This is a genomic window from Paenibacillus anseongensis, from assembly GCF_009757995.1.
Classification (GTDB): domain Bacteria; phylum Bacillota; class Bacilli; order Paenibacillales; family NBRC-103111; genus Paenibacillus_E; species Paenibacillus_E chondroitinus.
Map to the genome: position 1 here is coordinate 1,043,130 of NZ_WSEM01000016.1, position 22,566 is coordinate 1,065,695.

General features: G+C 47.5%; 21 protein-coding genes. All 21 read right to left on the reverse strand.

Annotated elements, in window-relative coordinates:
* Nucleotides 1-109 precede the first annotated feature (109 nt).
* A complete protein-coding gene (locus GON05_RS21135) occupies nt 110-892 on the reverse strand; it encodes a YlmH family RNA-binding protein (RefSeq protein ID WP_157321561.1) in 783 nt (260 codons plus the stop codon).
* Nucleotides 893-894: 2 nt separating this feature from the next.
* Nucleotides 895-1,134 carry a YggT family protein gene (locus tag GON05_RS21140; protein WP_157322286.1) on the reverse strand — a complete coding sequence of 80 codons (240 nt, stop codon included), beginning with the start codon at nt 1,132-1,134 and terminating at the stop codon, nt 895-897.
* 65 nt (nt 1,135-1,199) lie between these two features.
* Nucleotides 1,200-1,622: a cell division protein SepF gene (locus tag GON05_RS21145; RefSeq protein ID WP_127451999.1), complete on the reverse strand. Its 423-nt coding sequence runs from the start codon at nt 1,620-1,622 to the stop codon at nt 1,200-1,202.
* Nucleotides 1,623-1,663: 41 nt separating this feature from the next.
* Complete coding sequence (locus tag GON05_RS21150) at nt 1,664-2,350, reverse strand: YggS family pyridoxal phosphate-dependent enzyme (protein WP_157322288.1); 687 nt, start codon at nt 2,348-2,350, stop codon at nt 1,664-1,666.
* A gap of 45 nt (nt 2,351-2,395) precedes the next feature.
* The gene (pgeF, locus tag GON05_RS21155) at nt 2,396-3,247 is read right to left on the reverse strand and encodes a peptidoglycan editing factor PgeF (protein WP_157321564.1); all 852 of its coding nucleotides are present in this window, start codon (nt 3,245-3,247) and stop codon (nt 2,396-2,398) included.
* 107 nt (nt 3,248-3,354) lie between these two features.
* The gene (locus GON05_RS21160; RefSeq protein WP_127451993.1) at nt 3,355-3,654 is read right to left on the reverse strand and encodes a YlmC/YmxH family sporulation protein; all 300 of its coding nucleotides are present in this window, start codon (nt 3,652-3,654) and stop codon (nt 3,355-3,357) included.
* Nucleotides 3,655-3,790: 136 nt separating this feature from the next.
* On the reverse strand, nt 3,791-4,573 hold the full coding sequence (sigG, locus tag GON05_RS21165; protein ID WP_127451991.1) for an RNA polymerase sporulation sigma factor SigG: 783 nt from the start codon (nt 4,571-4,573) through the stop codon (nt 3,791-3,793).
* Nucleotides 4,574-4,788: 215 nt separating this feature from the next.
* On the reverse strand, nt 4,789-5,511 hold the full coding sequence (gene sigE, locus GON05_RS21170; protein WP_090816111.1) for an RNA polymerase sporulation sigma factor SigE: 723 nt from the start codon (nt 5,509-5,511) through the stop codon (nt 4,789-4,791).
* 139 nt (nt 5,512-5,650) lie between these two features.
* Nucleotides 5,651-6,574, reverse strand: coding sequence for a sigma-E processing peptidase SpoIIGA (gene spoIIGA, locus GON05_RS21175; protein ID WP_127451988.1), 924 nt, complete (start codon nt 6,572-6,574; stop codon nt 5,651-5,653).
* A gap of 234 nt (nt 6,575-6,808) precedes the next feature.
* Nucleotides 6,809-7,945 (reverse strand): cell division protein FtsZ, encoded by a 1,137-nt coding sequence (ftsZ, locus tag GON05_RS21180; RefSeq protein WP_157321566.1) that lies wholly within the window; start codon nt 7,943-7,945, stop codon nt 6,809-6,811.
* Nucleotides 7,946-7,975: 30 nt separating this feature from the next.
* A complete protein-coding gene (gene ftsA, locus GON05_RS21185; RefSeq protein WP_127451985.1) occupies nt 7,976-9,223 on the reverse strand; it encodes a cell division protein FtsA in 1,248 nt (415 codons plus the stop codon).
* 303 nt (nt 9,224-9,526) lie between these two features.
* Nucleotides 9,527-10,417: a cell division protein FtsQ/DivIB gene (locus GON05_RS21190; RefSeq protein WP_157321568.1), complete on the reverse strand. Its 891-nt coding sequence runs from the start codon at nt 10,415-10,417 to the stop codon at nt 9,527-9,529.
* Nucleotides 10,418-10,532: 115 nt separating this feature from the next.
* Nucleotides 10,533-11,813: a UDP-N-acetylglucosamine 1-carboxyvinyltransferase gene (gene murA / locus GON05_RS21195; RefSeq protein WP_157321570.1), complete on the reverse strand. Its 1,281-nt coding sequence runs from the start codon at nt 11,811-11,813 to the stop codon at nt 10,533-10,535.
* A gap of 15 nt (nt 11,814-11,828) precedes the next feature.
* Nucleotides 11,829-12,734 (reverse strand): UDP-N-acetylmuramate dehydrogenase, encoded by a 906-nt coding sequence (gene murB, locus GON05_RS21200; protein ID WP_157321573.1) that lies wholly within the window; start codon nt 12,732-12,734, stop codon nt 11,829-11,831.
* A 200-nt stretch (nt 12,735-12,934) separates the two neighbouring features.
* Entirely contained in the window at nt 12,935-14,005 is a 1,071-nt protein-coding gene (locus GON05_RS21205; RefSeq protein ID WP_157321575.1) for an undecaprenyldiphospho-muramoylpentapeptide beta-N-acetylglucosaminyltransferase, read from the reverse strand.
* A 7-nt stretch (nt 14,006-14,012) separates the two neighbouring features.
* Entirely contained in the window at nt 14,013-15,110 is a 1,098-nt protein-coding gene (gene spoVE / locus GON05_RS21210) for a stage V sporulation protein E (protein ID WP_157321576.1), read from the reverse strand.
* Nucleotides 15,111-15,211: 101 nt separating this feature from the next.
* The gene (gene murD, locus GON05_RS21215) at nt 15,212-16,606 is read right to left on the reverse strand and encodes a UDP-N-acetylmuramoyl-L-alanine--D-glutamate ligase (protein ID WP_157321578.1); all 1,395 of its coding nucleotides are present in this window, start codon (nt 16,604-16,606) and stop codon (nt 15,212-15,214) included.
* A 3-nt stretch (nt 16,607-16,609) separates the two neighbouring features.
* Nucleotides 16,610-17,545, reverse strand: coding sequence for a phospho-N-acetylmuramoyl-pentapeptide-transferase (mraY, locus tag GON05_RS21220; RefSeq protein WP_127452395.1), 936 nt, complete (start codon nt 17,543-17,545; stop codon nt 16,610-16,612).
* 96 nt (nt 17,546-17,641) lie between these two features.
* Nucleotides 17,642-19,024, reverse strand: coding sequence for a UDP-N-acetylmuramoyl-tripeptide--D-alanyl-D-alanine ligase (locus GON05_RS21225; RefSeq protein WP_157321580.1), 1,383 nt, complete (start codon nt 19,022-19,024; stop codon nt 17,642-17,644).
* A complete protein-coding gene (locus GON05_RS21230) occupies nt 19,021-20,508 on the reverse strand; it encodes a UDP-N-acetylmuramoyl-L-alanyl-D-glutamate--2,6-diaminopimelate ligase (RefSeq protein WP_157321581.1) in 1,488 nt (495 codons plus the stop codon). Before GON05_RS21230 ends, GON05_RS21225 begins: the two co-directional genes overlap by 4 nt.
* 112 nt (nt 20,509-20,620) lie before the next feature.
* Nucleotides 20,621-22,549, reverse strand: coding sequence for a stage V sporulation protein D (locus tag GON05_RS21235; RefSeq protein WP_127451966.1), 1,929 nt, complete (start codon nt 22,547-22,549; stop codon nt 20,621-20,623).
* Nucleotides 22,550-22,566 lie beyond the last annotated feature (17 nt).

Here is a 22,566-nt window from a genome sequence, read left to right on the forward strand (position 1 = left end):
CCTCCTTTGCGTTTTGCACAGCTTTGCACGGCAATACGCACATCTATACTGAATCAGTTCGACAGAAAATTAGCAATTCCTGCATGGTTCGTGGATAAATTATCCACGCTCACGCAAACTTGCCGATCTTCACACGAATCCTACCTTTTTTCGTTACGCCTTCGACTTCAAGCACCTTGAATCTGCCGAACCCTTGCATAGAAACCATGTCGCCCTCTTTCAGAGGCTTGCTCGGATCTTCTTCCGGCTTCCAGTTGACTCGGCAGCGCCCAGCTTGAATAGGTATCAGCACTTTAGCGCGGCTAAGCCTGAATACATCGCTTACAATACCGTCCATCCGCATGGAGGCAACGGATAACGTCAGCTCGTCCAGGTTCACAGCAGCTAGCTCCAGCTTATTCAGTGGCAGCAGCTCTGTCTGAACATGCACCCTGTGAACTTGTGACAAGTTCAAGTGCAAATAATCGGCTGCATCCTGGGTAACCAGGCAGTGGCAGCCACCCTCTATAACATGAATATCGCCAACCTTGTCTCGCTTCATGCCGAGTCCAAGAATGGCGCCCATGTAATCCCCATGTTCTAATGTTAGAAATTTACCGTCCCCAGATGAAACGGAGAGAACCGCCATCTCCATATCTTCCTCGTCCAAAGACCGGTAGTCAGGGGCGACTAGCGCCCTTCTGCGTTCCGCATCCGGATAACCTCCGTCGAACCGGCAGTGCACATCCGGATGCCGATTCACGAGTGAGGTTAAAATGAAAGCTTGTCTGGGATCCAGAAAATCAGTCAGCTTCACGGCGTGGTTCTGTGCCGCCCGCTCCACCCAATCCCAGGCTTTATCTACAAAGTAATGTTCGTCTGAATGAAAATGACTATAGAGTTCTTTAGACAATTTTAAAACATCCCTACAATGAAATCTAGAACGGCAATAATCCCCATGACCACAAATCGCAAAGCGATAAGGGCAACGATCGGTGACAAGTCGATGAACCCGATGCTTGGAATTATTTTTCGGAAAGGACTTAAGTACGGTTCAACTAATTTCCCCAGCAGACCACCGACAAAGCTGTCGCGTGCATTCGGAAACCAGGAAAGAATTAAGTAACCGATAATCATGAAATAATAAATTTCCATCAAAATACTAAGATAATAGTGAACGTAATCCACGTACGCATCCACCTCTGTGTTAGGATATGCGCCTACTCCTCACCCATCATCTCTGAGATGTGGCCATGAATATCAACTGTATCAGGTGTGCAAAGGAAGATATTCGGTCCCAGTTTGGATATAGACCCATTCAAAGCATATACTGTTCCGCTCAAAAAATCTACGATGCGTATGGCTAAATCACCGCGAACTCGCTGTAGATTGACGACCACCGCTCTTCGAGAACGAAGATGATCCGCGATGTCTTGCGTTTCTTCGTACGTTCTAGGCTCGCTCAGCACGACACGCGCGTTCTTCTGAGAGTGAATGCTGACGACATTCGCCTTATTTTTATTACGCAATTCATAAGGATTGGTTTCAGGTTCTTCCGTTGTTTCCACGATTCGCTCACGCTCCACAACTTCTTCCTCTTCTTGTAATCCAAGAAAATTCATAAACCGGTTATAAACTCCCATTATAATTCCCTCCTATCCGCTTCTTCAATCCTTTATAACCTTTATGCTTCTTTTCCAACCAGAACAGTACCCAATCGCACCCATGTAGCTCCCTCTTCAATCGCCACTTCAAAATCCCCGGACATTCCCATCGATAGTTCTTTGATGTCATAAGGGAAGATGTTGCGCTCATTCAACCGATCTCTCAGTTCTCTCAAACCACGAAATACAGGTCTAGTCGCATCGGCTTCCATCTCATAAGGCGCCATCGTCATTAAACCGGAGATATGTATATGCTGCAGTTTGCTGACTTCTTCAGCAAATTCGAAGAAATGCTCGGGGTCCATGCCATACTTGGATTCTTCTCCGGATATGTTCACTTGCAGTAAACAATTCACTTTCATACCCAGTGCCGCAGCCTGCTTGTCCAACTCTTTGGCGAGCGACATTCGGTCGAGCGAATGAATATAAGCAAATTTACCGATGACATCCTTCACCTTGTTTGTCTGCAAATGGCCTATGAAATGCCAAGTACCCCGGTCATGCAGTGCTTCCCACTTAGGCTTCACATCCTGCCAACGATTTTCACCGATATGCAGCAATCCCGTATCCAGTACGTTTCGGGTCGTCTCCAAGGATACATATTTGGTCACAGCAATAATCTTGATCTCATTCTCATTTCGTCCTGACCGCTGGCAAGCTGCGGCAACACGAGCTTCAACTTCTTCTTTACGCGCTAGTAAAGTCATATATGTAAACACCTCAATTTTCAAACGTTGCCTCCTTGTTTCTCCTTACCGAAGACCAATCCAAGCAACCATTCTACCTGTTGATCCGCCCTCTTTGCGATGAGAAAAGAAGTCATCTGAGCGACAACTCGTACATAACTGAGTAACTTCGATATGGGACGACAAAATTCCTGCTTGTACCAACAATTTTCGGTTCAGTTCTTGCAAATTCAGCATGTACTTGCCGTTGTCCTTACTGGTAATCACCGTAAGACTTTCATCGGGCGTTGCATTCATCTCTTCCAGCACAGCATACACACGTGTTGCAACGGTTTCGTCCACCTCATAACAGCAAACACCAATGGAAGGTCCGATGCCCGCCCTGATGTCCTTAGGCTGACTACCAAAAGTATGTGTCATTAAGGATATTGTAGCCATGGAAATGTTTAGCACGGTTCCTTTCCATCCGGCATGAGAGAGTCCCACAACATGCTGCACAGGATCGTAGAAAAACAGCGGTACACAGTCTGCAAACTGCGCACAGAGCACAATTCCCTTCTCCTTCGTAATAAAGCCGTCCTTCGCTTGAATGGCTGACTCCCTCGACGTTCTTCCTATCCCTTTCTCCTGAAGCGACACAACGGTCACCTCATTGCCATGCACCTGCTCCGCATAGGTAAAAGCGTCGAATGGCTGACCGATTGCCTCAGCTAGACGCTCGCGGTTCCTGATCACGTGCTCAGGATTATCCAGTACATGCAAACCACAGTTCAGCGTTGAATAGGGCGCTTCGCTCACTCCGCCATGTCGTGACGTAAAGCCCGCAGTAAGTCCTTCAAATTGATTCATCCAGCTTTCTATCGTAAAGAGTGCTGGCTGCCCCTCTCTAACTTGTTTCACAAATGGTTCCACAATCATCCCACTCCCTTGCTTTCATACTACCTCTACTTTAGCACAAAACAAAAAGACACACGATTGTCTCTTGGCTGATTGTGTGAATTCAGCCTACATTCGTGTGTCATACGTTAGTTGCGGAACTGTCTGTTGAACTCATAGACACCTTCATTTTCATCGGTTTGACGATACGGACGAGCATCTTCAAGCTTCACTAGCACAACGTCTGCGCCGATTTTTACAATATGTTTCCATGGTATGATGACGTCTGTTCCGGTACCAAACAATCCGAAGAATCGGCTTTGGTTCGGCACGACAATCGCTTCGATCCGTCCCTGCAGCAGATCCAGCTCCAGATCGCTGATTTGGCCGAGCTTTTTGCCGTCCACGATATTGATGACATCTTTTGTCTGGAAATCAGATATTTTCATGAGGCTATTCACCACGAATCCATAGGATTTTAACTGATTTTGTACTAGTATATGTGCGGTGTGGGCAAAATGTCCTGAATATCAAAAAAAGACCGTCACAGCTTGTCACAGCTGCTCCGGTCTTTATGTATAGAAATTACGATTTCACATGTTTCTGCATCTGGCAGATGGCTGATTTCTCAAGCCGCGAAACCTGTGCTTGGGAAATGCCAATCTCATCGGCAACCTCCATCTGTGTTTTTCCTTCAAAAAAGCGCATGGAGAGAATCATTTTCTCTCTCGCATTCAGCTTGCGCATCGCTTCACGAAGTGCGATTCCCTCAATCCAGGACATGTCCTTATTTCTTTCATCACTGATTTGATCCATGACATAAATCGGATCACCGCCATCATGATAAATCGGTTCGAATAACGAAACCGGGTCTTGAATAGCGTCGAGTGCAAACACGACATCCTCTTTGGGCACGTTCAGCGCCTCGGAGATCTCATAAATCGTAGGTTCGCGTGAGTTCGCATTCGTCAGGCTGTCTCTGACTTGCAGCGCTTTGTAAGCAATATCTCTTAAGGAACGAGAAACGCGAATCGGGTTGTTGTCACGTAAGTAGCGGCGTATCTCACCTATAATCATCGGTACAGCATAGGTTGAGAATTTGACATTTTGGCTTAAATCAAAGTTATCAATGGCTTTCATCAGACCGATACAGCCAACTTGGAAGAGATCGTCCACATACTCTCCGCGATTGTTGAACCTCTGGATCACACTTAGAACCAATCTGAGGTTCCCATTCACCAATTTCTCTCTTGCCGTTCGCTCCTGCTTGGTCTGCAAATCAGCGAACAGCTCGCGCATTTCAGCATTGGTCAGAACAGGCAGTTTGGCGGTATCAACACCACATATCTCAACTTTATTTCGGGTCACCGTGATTACCTCCCAAGGAGAAACATTAATGTTAATTATCCCCCTGAGTGAGTGATTTATTCCTGCTTAACCCCCCGTCCAGCCACTTGACAAAAGGCCTCCGACTCGCTCCCCCCTGTGACGCCTGAACAATTTCGATATCACCAGCTCAAAAATATTTTTCACAAAAAAAAGAGAGGTGGGATCGCAACCTCATCCCAAGCTCTCTTTTCACCTTACACCATCTTATTAAACTCCTTACGAAGCCTTTTAATGATTCGCTTTTCCAGCCTGGAGATGTAGGATTGCGAAATACCGAGTAGATCTGCAACATCTTTTTGCGTTTTTTCCTCGCCGTCTTGTAATCCAAACCGCAGTTCCATGATAATTCGCTCACGCTCACTTAATTTATCCAACGCTTTGTGCAGCAGCTTACGGTCTACTTGTTCTTCAATGTTGCGGTAAATGGTATCGTTCTCTGTTCCGAGCACATCGGACAATAGCAGTTCATTGCCATCCCAATCGATATTCAGCGGTTCGTCAAAAGATACTTCCGTACGGATTTTACTATTACGCCGCAGGTACATTAGAATTTCGTTCTCTATACATCTGGAGGCGTATGTAGCAAGTTTAATCTTCTTCTCTGGATCAAACGTATTAACAGCTTTTATTAAGCCAATAGCGCCAATGGAAACCAAATCTTCGATGTTGATGCCTGTATTTTCAAATTTCCTGGCTATATAAACAACCAATCGCAGGTTGCGTTCAATCAACATCGCTCGAATAGCGGCATCCCCGGACGGTAATTTTTCCAATAAGTATTCTTCTTCTTCTCTTGTTAGCGGTGGTGGTAGAGCTTCGCTTCCACCTATGTAATAGATTTCTTCTCCCTTAAGGCCGAGGAGCATCAAAATTCGATAGTACGCTAGTTGAAAAAGCATTTTCCACTTCAAGAGCATGTTAGTTTCCTCCTAAGAGTTTTCCGTAGGAAAACTTACTTCGTAAGCATAAACTGAGTTTTGCGTTAGCAAAACTTGCTTCGTAAGCATTCGCTGAGTTTTGCGTATCAGAACAGACTTCGCCAGGGCAATGAAAGCGCTAACCAGCAGATATTAATGCCGGATGAATAATCGCTTGATAGGATCCGTCACTGCAAAGCTTTCCACCGTCGAGTCCGATAAGCACCTTAGATGCTTCAATTTGCGTACTATTATGGGTAATCACCACCTTATCCGGTTTAATGGCCAGCATGAATTGGGTGTTCCGATTAACGCCTCGATAAGGCACTAGACGCAAGCGGTCCTGCCAAACGAACTCTTCTACACCCAAACCGCTTATGATTTGGTCAACATCCGCTGACCGAATCCGCTGCAGCCACTCTACAGGCAATACATCGCCCCATTCCGACACTTCCATGACCATCACAGGGGTGCGCGTTAGTGGATCATACAATTGATTTCCCGTATCAATTAATCCTTTGCAGGAGGCCGTGTAATCTCCTACATGAATCGTAACTTCCGCAACGTAGGCTGTCAGCACCTCACGCTGCTTCGTGCTTTGCAGCACGGTCCTGAACCACCAGAGCAATGGAATAAGTAACAAAAGAACAAAGAGCACGCTGCCAATTTGGAATTGGAACATGGCCACACCGGATTGGGTGAATACAATCCCTTTCATCACCTCAGAGGATGATGCAAGGACGTAATGGATACCAAACATCCCGCCAGCGACAGCAAAATTTACTAAGAGGAACGTTCCGAGGTTTCTCAATAAATTTTGTAAAGACCCGAACCCAAAAGCAGTCATAATCATCCCTATACAAAACATACATTTCACAGAAAATGTAAAAAGAAACACGGGTACCGGCAAGAACATAATGACGACATAGGAGGCTCCTAAGAACGACGAACCTGCGATTCTCCACCACTTGAACGATATTTTCCGCGTTTTGGCCGTTACGATCAGCATGGCCGCATCCATCAGAAAGTTCAGTAGGAAAATGAGATCCGCGTAGACGATCACAATGTCCTCACCTCCATGATAGATGCTTTTTCAACCATTTTCCTGACGAAACTTTAAGGTTCTAAATCAGTATAGGGCAATCCTAGTTCAAAGTCTGTCTAAACTTGCTAGTAAGCTACTACTTTTTTTGTCAGTTGACGCGGCCTTTAGCTAGCTAGAAAAGCCTTCAAAATAACAAAAAACCGAAGCCCCTACATGACGTAGGACTTCGGTCTCTTTACACATTTCGTGTAATTATTTGTCGTTATTCCGTCCGCGATTGCGCAGGAACGTCGGAATATCCAATTGATCGTTTGACGGCTGTGAGCCAAAAGGTTTGAGGTTGTTCAATCGGTCGGAAGAAACGGATGGCGAGGATTGTGGTTGCTCTTGATGTCCGCTGACCGGACGCTTAACCGGTTGAGCCAACGGTGATGCTCTATGCTCAAAACCAGTAGCAATGACTGTTACCAGAATTTCGTCTTTCAGTTTATCATCAATAACGGCTCCGAAAATCATGTTCACTTCAATATCGGAAGCTGATGCCACGATATCCGCCGCTTCATTGACTTCGTACAAGCTGAGGTTCACGCCGCCTGTGATGTTCATCAGCACCCCGCGAGCACCTTCGATCGACGTTTCCAAGAGTGGTGATGAAATCGCCTTCTTCGCTGCTTCAGCCGCGCGGTTTTCACCTGTTGCCACTCCGATTCCCATCAGGGCGGAGCCGCGTTCTGTCATGATTGTCTTCACATCGGCAAAGTCCAAGTTAATCAGACCAGGAACCGCGATCAAATCGGAGATCCCTTGAACACCTTGGCGAAGTACGTTATCGGCTTCGCGGAAAGCTTCAAGCATAGGCGTCTTCTTATCTACGATTTCCAAGAGACGATCATTAGGAATAATGATAAGCGTATCCACTTTTTCTTTCAATGCAGCAATCCCTTGCTCTGCTTGTAAAGAACGTTTGCGACCTTCAAATGTAAACGGGCGAGTAACAACACCAACGGTTAATGCGCCCACTTCTTTTGCGATTTCAGCAATAACGGGAGCCGCTCCAGTTCCAGTACCGCCCCCCATTCCTGCAGTAACGAATACCATGTCTGCGCCGCGAAGCGTGTTCAGAATCATCTCCCTTGACTCTTCTGCCGCTTTCTTCCCTACATCCGGGTTTGCGCCTGCGCCAAGACCGCGCGTCAGCTTGTCCCCGATTTGCAATTTATGCACCGATTTGGCAAGGTGTAAAGCTTGAGCATCCGTGTTAACGGTAATAAACTCAACGCCCTTAACGCCGTTCTCGATCATTCGATTTACCGCATTACTACCACCGCCACCAACACCGATGACCTTTATTTGAGCCAACTGTTCCATATCCATATCAAATTCAAACATGTGAGTCATATCCCCCTAACGTTGCGTTCACTATATAAATTCACTGAAAAAACTTTTTACACGTTCCAAAATACCAGGTTTAGAGCTCTCGGAGGATTTTTTTGTTACAGGTTTGGATGCCACTTTTTTGGTGAAAGCGGTATTCCGGTTTTTCATGTACTTGGAAACGAATTGAATGATGCCAACACCACTCGTGTAAGAAGGATCACGCACTCCGATGAAATCAGGAACGGCAATTCGAACAGATGTAGCGAGTTGAGCTTGTGCAATTGCGAGTACACCTGGCATACAAACGGTCCCGCCTGTGAGTACATACCCACCAGCTAGATCGCCATATCCCAGGCGGTGCACTTCTGCACGGATCATTTGGAAAATTTCTTCAACGCGGGGTTCAATAATATTCGCGAGATCAACTTGCGAAAACTCTTTTTCCACATTGCTTCCCATTCGTGTAACCTTAAACATTTGATCGGGGGCCGAGTCGTCTACCGATGCGCAACCGTATTTCAGCTTTATTTTCTCTGCGATTTCGAGCTGAGTACGAAGGCCTATCGAGATATCATTGCTGATATACTCACCGCCGATTTGAATCGTTGATGTGGCTGTCAGATTCCCTTGTTCAAACACAGCGATCGTCGCTGCACCTGCACCAACATCAACCAGTACAGTTCCAACTGATTTCTCATCCTTGGAAAGAGCTAACTGTCCGGATGCAAGCGACATCAAGATGAGGCCTGCGACCTTAAGTTCGGATTTTTCCACAACTCGGATCAGATTATGTATCCCAGTCTTCGCGCCTGTGATAATCGTCGCTTCCACTTCTAAGCGAACGCCGATCATGCCGCGAGGATCGTTAATGCCTTCTTGGCCATCAACTAAGTATTGCTTAGGTACGACTCCAATAATTTCACGCTCGGGAGGTAATGCGATGACTCTTGCCGCTTGAATGACACGATCAATATCCTCTTCCCCGATTTCTCGGTCTTCATTGGAAACAGCGACAACACCGTGACTCGATTGAAGAGCAATATGATTCCCTGAAATTCCTACGTAAACCTCGGAAATTTGTACGCCGACCATTCGTTCAGCATGATCAACAGCGCTCCGGATGGAGTTGACCGTTTGGTCAATATCAACGATTGCGCCTTTACGAATACCCTCTGACTCGGCAGATCCCACACCTATTATATTAATGGTTCCGTTAACAACTTCCCCAATAATAGCACGAACCTTGGATGTACCGATGTCTAAACTAACAATGATATCATTGTTGCTCAAGCCCCTGGCACCTCCTATAACTTGGATAATATTGTGTTTACATTACAATTACTTAAATACGTATTCCACACAACCGCCATATTCCCTCTTTTTTCAACATTTTTTTTAACGGAAGCAAAGTCGTTTTTTTAAACAGTTAATTTTCAATAGAATAGGGATAAAACAAGTCTAGTAATTGCTTGTACACTTCATAGGGTCAATAGATTTCCTATTTAACCATAAAACTAATTTTAACATTATTTTTCATGGTTGAGTAGTCCATTAAACCGTTTTTTTATCAGGAAGGGCGCGCTGTCTCTGGGATTACGGTTTCGGTGTCGCTTTTGGAGTCGGCTTTGGCGTCGACTTGTTCCCATCCTTGTTAGGATCAGGTGATGGGCTTGCTGCTGCGTTGCTTCCACCTTTTTGGCCCGACGTATTATTCGAATCATTCTTCGTATCTTCATTAGGTTCAAAAGGAGCATGATATTCTACTTCTAGCATTTTGATAATGCCGCTAGTAATATGATCCTCTTGTAAGCTTGCTATATAAGCAGGCAGATTGTCAATTTTCTCAGGCAAGTAAGCTATCGTGGTGTACACTTCAAATTGGGATCTCGTGTACAGCTTGATTTTGTCCGGGTACGGCTCCGACGGGTCCGGTTTGATTTCGGAAATGTCCGAGAGCGCACTCTCCGGAATTTCACCAAGCACTTTGCATAGTGCTGCTTTATTCGGATCACCATCCGTCCACCCTGTCAAAATAGGCATATCCAGTGGAATGCTGCTGCCAGCAGGCAATTCAACGACAGCGCCATCGGCAAGCACGGCTTGCTTCTTGCCATCTGCTGCTATCTGGAAAGCAACCTTCGGATACTCCTGCACGGTAATGAGAACCTTGCCTGGAAAATGCTTCTTCACCGTAGCTGTCTTAATCATGGGTAGAGATGCAATACGTTGTGTTATCGTTTGTGAACTGAAGGCAAAAAACCGGTCCCCGACGGCAATCTGGCTAGCTTGTCCGATCGCTTCTGAGGTTATGAGCTCATTTCCTTCAACTTCAATGGCACTTACACGGCTTAGTGAAGATTGAAAAAACAAAATGACTAAAATGATGATAAAAAAAATAAATAAAAAGATGAGCAGTTTTCTATTCGTACGGGCTCGTGGCTTTGGAACGGGCGGCAGAGCGGGCATATTGCGGTCGTCAGACAAGCTGGGCACCACCTAATAGTTTCGAATGAAGGTTAAAATTTACAATCTTGTATGTACCAATCAAATGAAACCGTGAATCCCCGCCTGAATCCAGGAAGGGATGCGCGGAATTCATTCAGTTGTTCGCTTGCTCGCTTGGAACAGGTGATTGTCGATGCACGGACGCACCCAATCTTGAAAGCATATGTTCAATTCTATCATAGCCTCTATCAATATGATGAATTTGCTCAACGATCGTCGTACCATGCGCAGCCAGACCGGCGATAACAAGTGCTGCGCCAGCACGTAAATCGGTCGCCTCCACTGTCGCTCCATACAGCCTGGGAACGCCACGAATAAAGGCTGAACTCATATCTACACGGATATCTGCACCCATACGGGACAATTCATCTACGTGCTTGAATCTACCTTCGAAAATCGTTTCTTTCATTACGCTCATCCCGTCTGCTAAGGATAGCAGCACCATAACCTGTGATTGCAAATCAGTAGGAAACGATGGATGAGGCGAAGTCACGATACGTTCGACGGCCTTCGGTCTAGTCGGACAGCTTACATGTATTATATCACCGTCAGAGATGATTTGAACACCTGCGCGCTTGAGGACATGAATCACAGAGGTTAAGTGAGCAGGGTTAACCTTCTCTAAAGTAATGTTCCCTTTCGTTGCAGCAGCGGCCACCATAAAGGTTCCAGCCACAATACGGTCAGGGATGATGCGGTAGGTGCAAGGTGACAGAGTTTCCACACCACGAATGGTGATGGTATCTGTTCCTGCTCCGATAATGTCGGCGCCCATGGCGTTCAGGAAGTTCTGCAAATCCTGAATCTCCGGTTCGCGGGCCGCATTATAAATCGTTGTGATGCCTTCTGCTTTCACAGCAGCCATCATGATATTTTCCGTCGCTCCGACGCTTGGGAAATCAAGAACGATTTCACTGCCATGAAGCGATTCGGCTGTGCAAACAATTTTGTTTGCGAATTCTTCGATGTTGGCTCCTAAAGCTTGCAGCCCTTTCAGGTGCAAATCAATTTTACGTTCGCCGATTGCGCAGCCTCCGGGTTGATACACGGTGACACTGCCAAATCTAGCGAGCAGCGGTCCCATTAGAAAGATGGATGAACGCATCTGCCCCATCAATTCTTCTGGAATATGCGAGGAATTAGCTGTGGATGTTGTAATGGATACCGTATCCCCTTGCTGTTCGGCACGGCAGCCCAACGCACGAAGAATGCGCAGCATGGTGTCGATATCGAGCAAATTAGGAACATTATGCAGAGTATGAGTGCCGCTAGCCAGGATGCATGCTGCTAAGATTGGTAATGCGGCGTTTTTAGCGCCGTGTATCTGGATGGCTCCCGTAAGAGGTTTTCCACCTTCGATAACGAGCTTCTCCAAAGTTCCACCTCCGATTTACCTCTCACCCATCACCAAAACTTCCGGTACTAGCGATATGCCGTACTGTTTCTGTACGATTTGCTGTACTTCAGCGATGAGAGTGAGAACGTCCTCGGCTTTAGCATCTCCGGTGTTCACAATGAAATTGGCGTGTAGTAGGGAGATTTGCGCTCCACCGACACGTTTGCCTTTCAGGCCAGCCTCTTCGATGAGCTTTGCGGCGAATCCCCCTGCGGGGTTGCGGAAAACACTTCCAGCACAAGCTAATTGAAGCGGTTGAGTGCGAAGACGCCGATCCCGGTAAGCCGCCATGGCTCCCGCGATTTCTTTGCGTTCTCCGACCTGTAATTCAAAGACAGCTTCTGTGACTATGCCGGGTAGAGTGTGCAGAATCGAATGCCGATAGGCATACTGCAAATCCTCTGCCTGCATCGTGACCAATTCCCCTGTGTCCAGGATGACTTCAGCCTGCTTGAGTATGCGTGACACATCGGACCCGTGAGCCCCTGCATTCATGTAGACGGCGCCTCCCACAGAACCGGGAATGCCCGAAGCAAACTCCAGTCCGGTTAAACCTTCCTTGGCTGCTAGCACAGACAATTTAATGAACGAATAGGAACCGCCTGCATAAACCGTCGCACCTTCAAAGCGCAAAGTTTCCAGCGCAGAGCCAAGTTTGATAACTACCCCTCTAATTCCTTTGTCACTGACAAGCAGGTTAGAGCCACGACCGATAATCGTCCATGGTACTCCACGTTGATGCAGAAAACGGATGACTGCAGCAACCTGCTCCTTCGTGTTCGGGAGGATAAGGCAATCGGCCGGACCACCGATTTTCCAAGTCGTATAAGGGGCCAGTCGCTCATTCGTTCGAATCTCGCCAATATTTGCTGCCTTTAAGTCGGATATTAACTGCTGCATGGGAAAACCTCCTTCACAGAACATAGGGCGAAATTATCGAATCAGCTTAAGCTCCATAATTTCAAAAATACGGACCAAGTTGAAGATGGCCGGGCTTCAATCTTTGGCGCCATATTAAGCCTTAGGTGTCTGTCACGGTTATAGTATAGTTTATGTAAAATCGGATAGAGTGTGACAATCGCCCATTCGCTTTCGAAAAACTAACTCGATAAGCTGTAGGATTCAATCAATTTAACGATCGCAGCAACAGCATCGCTGTCATTGCGGGATTGCATAGCTGCTTTATAAGTTTCTCTGTTTGCATAGAGAGCCTCCAGGCGGGCTTGCAGCGATTCAGCTGTAAGCTCATCTTCCTGCATAACCTCCGCGTAACCGGCTTTCTGAAACGACTTGGCGTTCAGAATCTGATCGCCACGGCTTGCTTGCAAAGACAAGGGAATAAGCAGCATCGGTTTTTCCAATACCAAAAACTCATAGATGGATGTAGCGCCAGCCCGGGAAATCACAAGGTCTGTCATAGCTAAGACATCCGGGAGTTCCTCATTCAAATATTCGAACTGTTTATAACCGCGCGTCCCGGAAAACTCAGCCGCAATATTGCCCTTGCCGCACAAATGAACAATTTGGAATTGCTCAAGCAAGCGGGGCAGATTGGATCTGACGGCTTGGTTGATAACCTGCGAGCCCAGGCTTCCCCCCATAATCAAAATAACAGGTTTTTGCTTATGAAAATCGCAAAGCTGATAGCCTTTGGAGGCTTTCCCGCTCCGAATATGTTCGCGAATTGGCAAACCGGTTAAAACCGCTTTTTCTTTGTTGACATGCTGCATGGACTCCGGAAATGTTACACATACTTTCGTTGCCATAGGAATCGATATTTTGTTAGCCAGTCCTGGCGTCATATCGGATTCATGAATAATAACCGGCACTTTGTTCATGCGACTGCCCAAAACGACCGGTACGGAAACGAACCCGCCCTTCGAAAAGACGATGGCGGGCTTCAGACGACGGAGCAATCTATAAGATTCATAAACACCTTTCATCACTCTAAAAGGGTCTTTGAAATTTTTCAGATCAAAATATCGACGCAATTTCCCAGAGGATATCGGGTAAAAAGGAACACCTTCGCGCTCGATGATGTCTTTCTCGATGCCTGTAGCCGAGCCTATGTATTTAATTTCCCAACCTAACTCTTTCAGCTTATGCATAAGAGCAATGTTAGGCGTAACATGTCCTGCGGAGCCTCCTCCGGTAAAGACAATTGTTTTCATTCCTTTGTCACCTCGAATAACGGGATATATTGAGCAGGATGCCGACGGATGTCAGCATAAGCGTCAATGACGAACCGCCTGCACTTATGAATGGCAACGTAATACCGGTAACTGGAAACATCCCAATGACGACACCGATATTAATAATTACCTGAACAGCAATCATGCCTATAATGCCAACAGCAATTAAACTTGCAAATGTATCCGGAGCTGTAATAGCCGCCCGCATACCGCGCCATACTAAGATGGTAAATAATAGAAGTACTAAAGTACCGCCAATAAAACCAAGTTCTTCTGCAATGATGGAGAAAATAAAATCGGTTTGCGGCTCAGGCAAATAACTGTATTTCTGACGGCTCATACCAAGTCCTAACCCTACTAAGCCACCTGGACCAATTGCATAGAGAGATTGAATAGATTGATAACCTGCACCAAGCGGGTCCTGCCAAGGATCTAAAAAAGCAGTAATCCGTTTCAAGCGATAAGGAGCAGCAATGATGAGCCCAATAAAACCGGCAACCCCTATCATACCCAGATATGAAAGATGAAGCAATCGTGCGCCTGAGATAAAAATGATAAGCAGCGAAGCTCCGACCAGAACAGCGCCGGTTCCAAGGTCAGGCTGGAGCATAATCAAGCCGAAGGCTAACCCCATAATCCCTAGCGGAGGCAATAACCCTTTGGTAAATTGGGTAATTTTGGACTGCTGCTCGGATAACAATTTGGATAAGTACAGAATCATCCCCATCTTCATAAACTCCGACGGCTGTATACCGAAGGCGCCAATCCCGAGCCAGCTTCTGGCCCCGCCACGCACAACCCCGATGCCGGGAATGAGCACAATAATGAGCATGCAGAAACATACGATCAGTGTAATACGCGCTATCTTTTTCCAAACGAGATAATCTACGTTCATCGTAAAAAACATCGCAATGATCCCTAAAACAGCGAAAATTAACTGCCGTTTGAGGTAATACAGGGAATCGCCGAATTCCCGAAAGGCAAGTACACTGCTCGCACTGTAAACCATAATAATGCCAATTGTCAAAAGCAGCAAGGTTGGAATAATAATCCAAATATCAGGAGCAGACCGTGATTTACCCATAACAGACACCTCTTTATGTGTTCTGGGCCACATCCAAAGGATGAATAGCCGAGCAGGAGACAACCGTCACCTGCCAGCAAACACATGTGGATAAGCCCTATTTAAAGGTTATGCACGGACTCCTTAAACATGCGTCCCCTGTCCTCAAAGGAGGGGAACATATCCCAACTTGCACAAGCCGGCGAAAGCAGGACGATGTCTCCCGCTTCACACATCTGCCAAGCAAGCTGAACGGCTTGCGAAATTGCATCCGCTGCATCCTTAGCAGTATCGACGGTTTGAGTGCGGCTAATCCCTGCCAGCTCTGCGATATGATTAATTTTCTCTTTTGTTTGTCCCAGTGTGACAATCCCTTTCACTCGCTCACGGAATGTTGGAAGCAGCTCCATGTAATCAGAGCCTCGATCCAAGCCTCCTGCAATTAAAACTAGCTTTTGGTCAAAGGCTTCAATCGAGCTAATCGTTGCCACAGCGTTTGTCGATTTCGAGTTATTGTAGAACGTAACCCCCTTCAGTTCTCTCACGAACTCCAGACGGTGTTCTACGCCTTTGAAGCTTCTAAGCACTTCCGCGATCGTATGCGGCTCTACGCCTGCTGTGAGGGCTGCTGCCGCTGCCGCCAAAGCGTTCTCAATGTTAAAGCTGCCCGGCATTCCCATTTCACGTGCCGGCATAATCGGCACAATGTCCCCCTGGCCATTCGCATAAACAAGGTTATCCGATGACTGGTCATAATAAACACCGTAAGACAGTACTTCTTTCCTTGAGAATGGGAAAAGCTTCGCTTTTAGCGTAGGAATAAGCGATTTGCATACCGGATGGTCCCAATTTAATATAGCCGTATCTTCTTCTGTTTGATTGGCAAACAGCTTTGCTTTTGAAGCAATATAGTCATCCATCGAACCATGGTAGTCCAGATGAGTTTCGTACACATTTAAGAACAGCGCAATTTTCGGACGAAACGAAGTTGTCCCTTTGAGTTGAAAGGAGCTTAACTCCACAACCATCCAATTGTCGGCCGTTACCTCAGGGGCCGCTTCCGTAAGAGCACGCCCGATATTCCCCGCCACAACAGGCGATAAGCCTGCTGAATCCAGCATTAATCCAATCAATGTTGTCGTTGTTGTCTTCCCGTTTGAACCTGTAATCCCGATAATCGGCGCTTCACAGAACTGATAGGCGACCTCTACTTCCGTAACGACTTCAATGCCAAGCTCCAATGCTTTGCGGATCGGCTCAACCGAGTATGGAATGCCCGGGTTTTTTACTACAAGCGCAACCCCCTCATGCACCAAGGACTCCGGGTGAAACCCGCATACAACAGAAATACCCAGAGCCTCCAATTCGTCGGCTTCAGGGCATGCGCTCCGCTCTTTTTTGTCATTAACGGTGACCAGGGCACCTTGTTGATGAAAAAGCTTAGCCGCAGCGACACCGCTGCGAGCCAAGCCCAATACGACCACTTCAAGTCCACGATATTCCCGCGGATGCATCATGTTCTACAACACCTCATTCATATATAATCCGAGTGCAGCAAGTACAAGACCTACGACCCAGAATGTGATAACGACACGCCATTCCGACCATCCGACCAGTTCAAAGTGGTGATGAATCGGACTCATTTTGAAAACACGCTTGCCTCTGGTCTTGAAGGAAACAACTTGAATAACGACAGATAAAATCTCGATCAGGAACACGCCGCCGACAACCGCCAGCAGCAGCTCCGCTTTGGTCAAAATCGCAACAGCCACTAAGCCGCCGCCGATGCCAAGCGAGCCTGTATCTCCCATAAACACTTTTGCCGGATGTGCATTAAAGACGAGAAAACCAAGCACAGCACCGACCATTGCCGCTGAGAAAATCGCTGCTTCCGGCTGTGTGTTGTTCATTGCAATCACCGTATAAGCGCCAAATGCAATTGCACTTGTCCCTGCCAGCAAACCGTCCAACCCATCGGTGAAATTCACCGCGTTCGACGCGCCTAACATGAGAATCGCCATCAGTGGGAAATACAACCAACCCGGATTGAAGTGGAACTCCACAAAAGGAATATATAAGTCCGTGCTATGTCCTTCCCTTACCAGCAGGTAACAAACAATAGCCGAGATCAGCAGCTGCCCGAATAGCTTTTGTTTCGCTGTAAGGCCAAGCGAGCGTTTGAAAATAATTTTGATGTAATCATCCAGAAAACCTACCAGGCCGTAACCTAGTGAAGCAATCAGCAAGATGAGAAGATCGGTATTTTTATCAGCAAAACGAAGGCTTGCCAAAGCCAGGGCAATCAGAATGATGATGCCGCCCATCGTTGGTGTTCCTTGTTTCTTCAAATGTCCCTGCGGGCCATCCTCACGGATTTGTTGGCCAAACTTCATACGCCGCAATATCGGAATACAAAGCGGCCCCATAATAAGCGCAAGCACAAATGCGACGCCCATCGTTAATAAAATTGCGTTTTCCACGTTGGTTCCCCCTGCTCGTTTCCGTTATCCGAAAACGATCTACTGTTTCATCATAAGTTCATTCTGTTCCTATTAGGTGAGTAAAGCGTTCACGACTTGCTCAAGCCGCATACCGCGCGAGCCCTTCACAAGCACAATATCCTCCGGCTGTGCCAAAGCGGCTAGCTCGCTCGCGAGCAGCTCTTTGTCCTCGAAGGCGCGCACGCGGTCCTTCGAGAGGCGTGCCGCCGCTTCCTCTGCGATGAAGCGGCCCAAACGGCCGAACGTGAAGACGTAGTCTACACGTTCCGGCGAAACCATCGCGCCAATTTCGCGATGGAACTGCTCTTCGTGCTCGCCAAGCTCCAGCATGTCGCCGAGCACGAGGAACTTCCGACCGAAGCCGCCCAGCGTCTCGGTCAATGTAATGGCCGCCCGCATGGAGGCCGGGCTGGCATTGTACGCATCGTTGAGCACGGTCAGCCCTGAGGCTGCCGTCAGCTTCTCGATGCGCATGCTGGTCATCTCCAGCGAGCGGAGCCCCGCTGCAATGGCTTCCGGCTGAACGCCGAAGGCTTCGCCGATGGCGATGGCCGCTAACGCGTTGATGACGTTATGCGTGCCGAGCAAAGGAATGTACAATTCCGCGTAATTCGGTGAATTGATCTGGAAGTGCGCACCGTCCGCATCCATACGAATCGCGGTCGGGTATTTCGCATTGTCCTGGCCATGTCCGAAGCGGAGACGGTGAAGCCCCTCCGGCAAGCTGCGCTCTGCAAGAGCCATCTCAATGAGCGGCTCGTCACCGTTGTACACTAGCAGGCTGCCGCTTGGCATGCCGCTTACGATCTCCACTTTCGCCCGGGCAATTTCTTCCCTCGAACCCAGCTGAAGCATGTGAGACTCGCCGATCATCGTGATGATCGAAGCATCCGGCTCGGCCAAATCGCTTAGCAGCTCGATCTCGCCCCGTCCGCTCATCCCCATTTCAACAACGGCAAACTCTGTCGTTTCCTCCAGCTGCAAGAGCGTAACCGGCAACCCGATATGATTATTTAAATTCCCTTTGGTTTTATGCACCTTATACGTACTGCCCAAAACCGCTGCGACCAAATCTTTCGTTGTTGTTTTACCGTTACTGCCAGTTATGCCTATGATACGTACAGGCAGTTGCTTCCGATAAGCCTTGGCTAATTGCTGTAAAGCTGCCAGCGTATCTGCCACGGGGATATAAGGAACACCTGCAGGTGCCTCTCCGCGATCCTCCTGCCATAATACAGCCGCCGCTCCTTTATGATAAGCTTCCTCTGCATAGGCGTGCCCGTCAAACTTTTCTCCAATCAGCGGGACGAATAGACTGCCGGCCGGAATCGAGCGGGTATCGGTCGAGACGCCCGCAACGCTCACGGCAGCTTCAGTCCCTCGAACCTCACTCCCCAACATGTCTGCAATTTGTTCTAATGTACGCTGGATCATCGCTTTCTCCCCTTTATCGCAGCCTTAGCCACCAAACGATCATCGAAATCATGCTTGACCCCCATGATGTCCTGATACGTTTCGTGGCCTTTTCCCGCTATCAATATTACATCTTTGGGGCCTGCCCCATCAATAGCCTTTTGTATCGCTTTTTTACGATCCGGAATCAATTCATAGTTATTTTCGGGATAATTGACCTCCTTCAGACCAGGAACAATGTCCTGAAGGATCGCATCCGGATTCTCGGTGCGAGGATTATCGGAAGTCACATATAAATAATCGCTATAGGCCGCTGTTACCTTACCCATCAAGGGGCGCTTCGTTCTGTCGCGATCTCCTCCACAACCAAATACGGTAATGACTTTGCCCTCGGCAAATTCACGGACCGTAGAAAGTGCATTCTCAAGTCCATCCGGCGTATGGGCGTAGTCAACCAGAACCAGATAATCCTGCCCCTCATCCACGACCTCCATCCGTCCATCAACGACAGCAATACTTTCCAAGCTATTTCGAATTGCCTCTAACGGAATACCTTCCGCCAATGCGGCTGCGATTGAGCCTAGGGCGTTATATACATTGAATTTTCCTACCAATTTCATTTCGAAGAACGCTTCTCCGGCAAAAGAGACTAACTTGAATGCTGTGCCTTTTGCGGTCATCCGAATGTCCGTTGCTCGAACATCACATGGCTGCTCTATTCCGTATGTAATTACTTGTGCGGCAGTAAGCCTGTTGAATGTTTCAGATGCCGCATCATCCGCATTCAAAATCGCATACTGACGATCTTCGGGATTGCCTGAAAAACCGTTGCCCAGCCTGGAGAACAAAAGCCCTTTTGCCGCTGCATAAGCTTCCATGGTTTTGTGATAATCCAAATGATCCTGGGACAGGTTCGTAAAAATGCCGGAACGGAAGTGAATCCCCTTCACACGGCCCATCTCCAAAGCATGACTTGAAACTTCCATTATGCAGTAATCTGTTCCTGCCTCGCACATGCTGCGGAAACTGCGCTGCAGATCAACGGATTCTTGCGTTGTTCGCTCCATCTCGGTGTACGTATCACCGATTTTCATTTGAATCGTGCCCATCAGCCCTGTGGTAAAGCCTTGATCGCGTAATATTTTTTCCAGCAAGTAGGTTGAAGTTGTTTTGCCATTGGTCCCTGTAATTCCGATTAACTTTAATTCCTTACTCGGATACCCGTAGAAATGAGCAGACAATGCGGCCATCGCGTATCTCGCATCTTTCACCACCAGCTGTGGAACCGGCAAATCCAGCACTCTTTCGGTAACAAGCGCAGAAGCCCCAAGCGCAATCGCTTTTGGGGCGTAATCATGGCCGTCAACCGTCAGTCCTGGGATGCATAAAAACAAATCGCCTGGTTTAATTTTACGAGAGTCTGCTTCAATCCCCGTAATCTCCGTATCCGCATTTCCATGTATGTGGGTAATGAGCAGTGCGGAAGCAAGCTCCTGCAGTTTCATGAGCAACCCTCTCCTTAACATTTTTCCTATCTATTATGGACAATTTTATGCATATGGAAAAGCTAAACATGTCTTACTTGCAAATCTTTTTTTTGAATCGGAAGCTAACCCTTTATTGCGGTGGCTCATTGTTCGATAAAAAAATACGAATCGTTGAACCTTGATCGACCCGAGTGCCTGCTTTCGGCGCTTGGCTGATCACATATTTGCCATTGCCGGACTTCGCCAGCTTAAAATTCATGTTCAGATCTTCTAATATATCATCAACTGACGCTCCAACCAAGTCCGGCACCTCAACAACCGGTGTTTCCCCATATCGGTACTCTTTATCGAGCTGCTGCTTATTCGGCTCAACCTTCATATAGCGCAAAGCGTCAGCCATCATGTTCTTCACTAAAGGCGCTGCGATCAAGCCGCCAAATTGAATGCCTTTGGGGTCATCCACAGCCGCATAAATAACAATTTTCGGATTATCCGCCGGGGCAAAACCGATAAAGGACACGATATGCTCATCGGGTGAGTAACGGCCGTTGATAACTTTTTGCGCGGTTCCCGTTTTCCCTCCGACCCGGTAGCCGTCGATGAAGGCATTGCGCCCTGTACCTAGCGCTACTACGCTTTCGAGCGCTTCTCGGACCTGTTTCGAAGTTCCCTCGGAAATAACATTGCGCACAAGCTCCGGCTCTACAACATCAACGACTTCACCCGTATCCGGGTTCGAGAACGATTTGGCCACATAAGGCTTAAATAGCTTCCCGCCATTGATTGCCGCAGATACAGCCGTAATTTGTTGAATCGGCGTTACGGAAACCCCTTGGCCGAAAGCGGTCGTTGCAAGTTCCACGGGCCCTACCTGGGAAGGTTTGAACATAATCCCGTTCTCTTCGCCTCCGAGGTCGATGCCAGTCTTTTTCCCAAAACCAAATTTGGAAATATAGTCAAACAACTTCTCTTTGCCGAGCCGCTGCCCCATGACGACAAAGCCCGGGTTGCAAGAGTTTTGAACTACCTGGAGCATCGTTTCACTGCCATGGCCGCCACGTTTCCAACAGCGCAGTCTAGCTCCTCCAACTTCAATAAAACCAGGATCATAGAAAGGTTCATTCTTGAGATCCACTTTCTTTTCTTCCAAAGCTGCTGCAAGCGTAATGATTTTAAACGTCGAACCTGGCTCGTACGTTTTCCAAATCGGCAAGTTTCTGTTATACGTTTCTGCCGGAAAATTCTTGTAATTGCCCGGCTCATACGTCGGTCTGCTGCCCATGGCCAATATTTCACCATTATTCGGATCCATCATAATGGCGACGACATTTTGCGCTTGATACTGAACCATCGCTTGGTCCAATTCTCTTTCCATCACGGACTGCAAATGGTTATCGATGGTCAGTTTTACGTTAAGCCCGTCTTTCGGGCTTGTATACTTATCCGTCGTCCCTGCCAGAGGCCTGCCTGCTGCATCTGTCATATACGAAATGTTGCCGGGGATGCCCGTCAATTCCTTGTCGTATTTTGCTTCAATCCCTGTAAGACCTTTATCTATGCCGGCAAAGCCCAGGATGTGTGCTGCCAAGCTGCCAAACGGATAGTATCGTTTATTATCTTCGGCGACTACGACCCCGGGAAGGTGCAGATTGCGAACTTCCTGCGCTTTCTCAATCGTTATTTTCCGACCGGACGGCTTGATGTCGACTTGGGACGTTTTTTTCGTAATTTGTTTATAGATATCATCCGCATTTCCTTGGAGCACTTCCGCCAGTTTGGCTGCCGTGCTCTGAGGATCTTGAATTTGAACCGGTATCGCCACGATCGTCGGCGTGCTCATGCTATAAGTCAAAGTGATCCCGTTGCGATCCTGAATTTCTCCTCGTTTCGGCGCAAACTCAATCTGTCTTCTCCAGCTATCCTCCGCTTTATTCGCCAAGTCTTGTCCAATCCATAGCTGGACGTAGGCCAAACGGAGAATAAGGGCAGTGAAAATAATCGTGCCAATGATGAGCGCAGTAAACAATCTGCGGCGAACAGTAACGTTAGAAGCACGCATGAACGTTCAATCTCCCT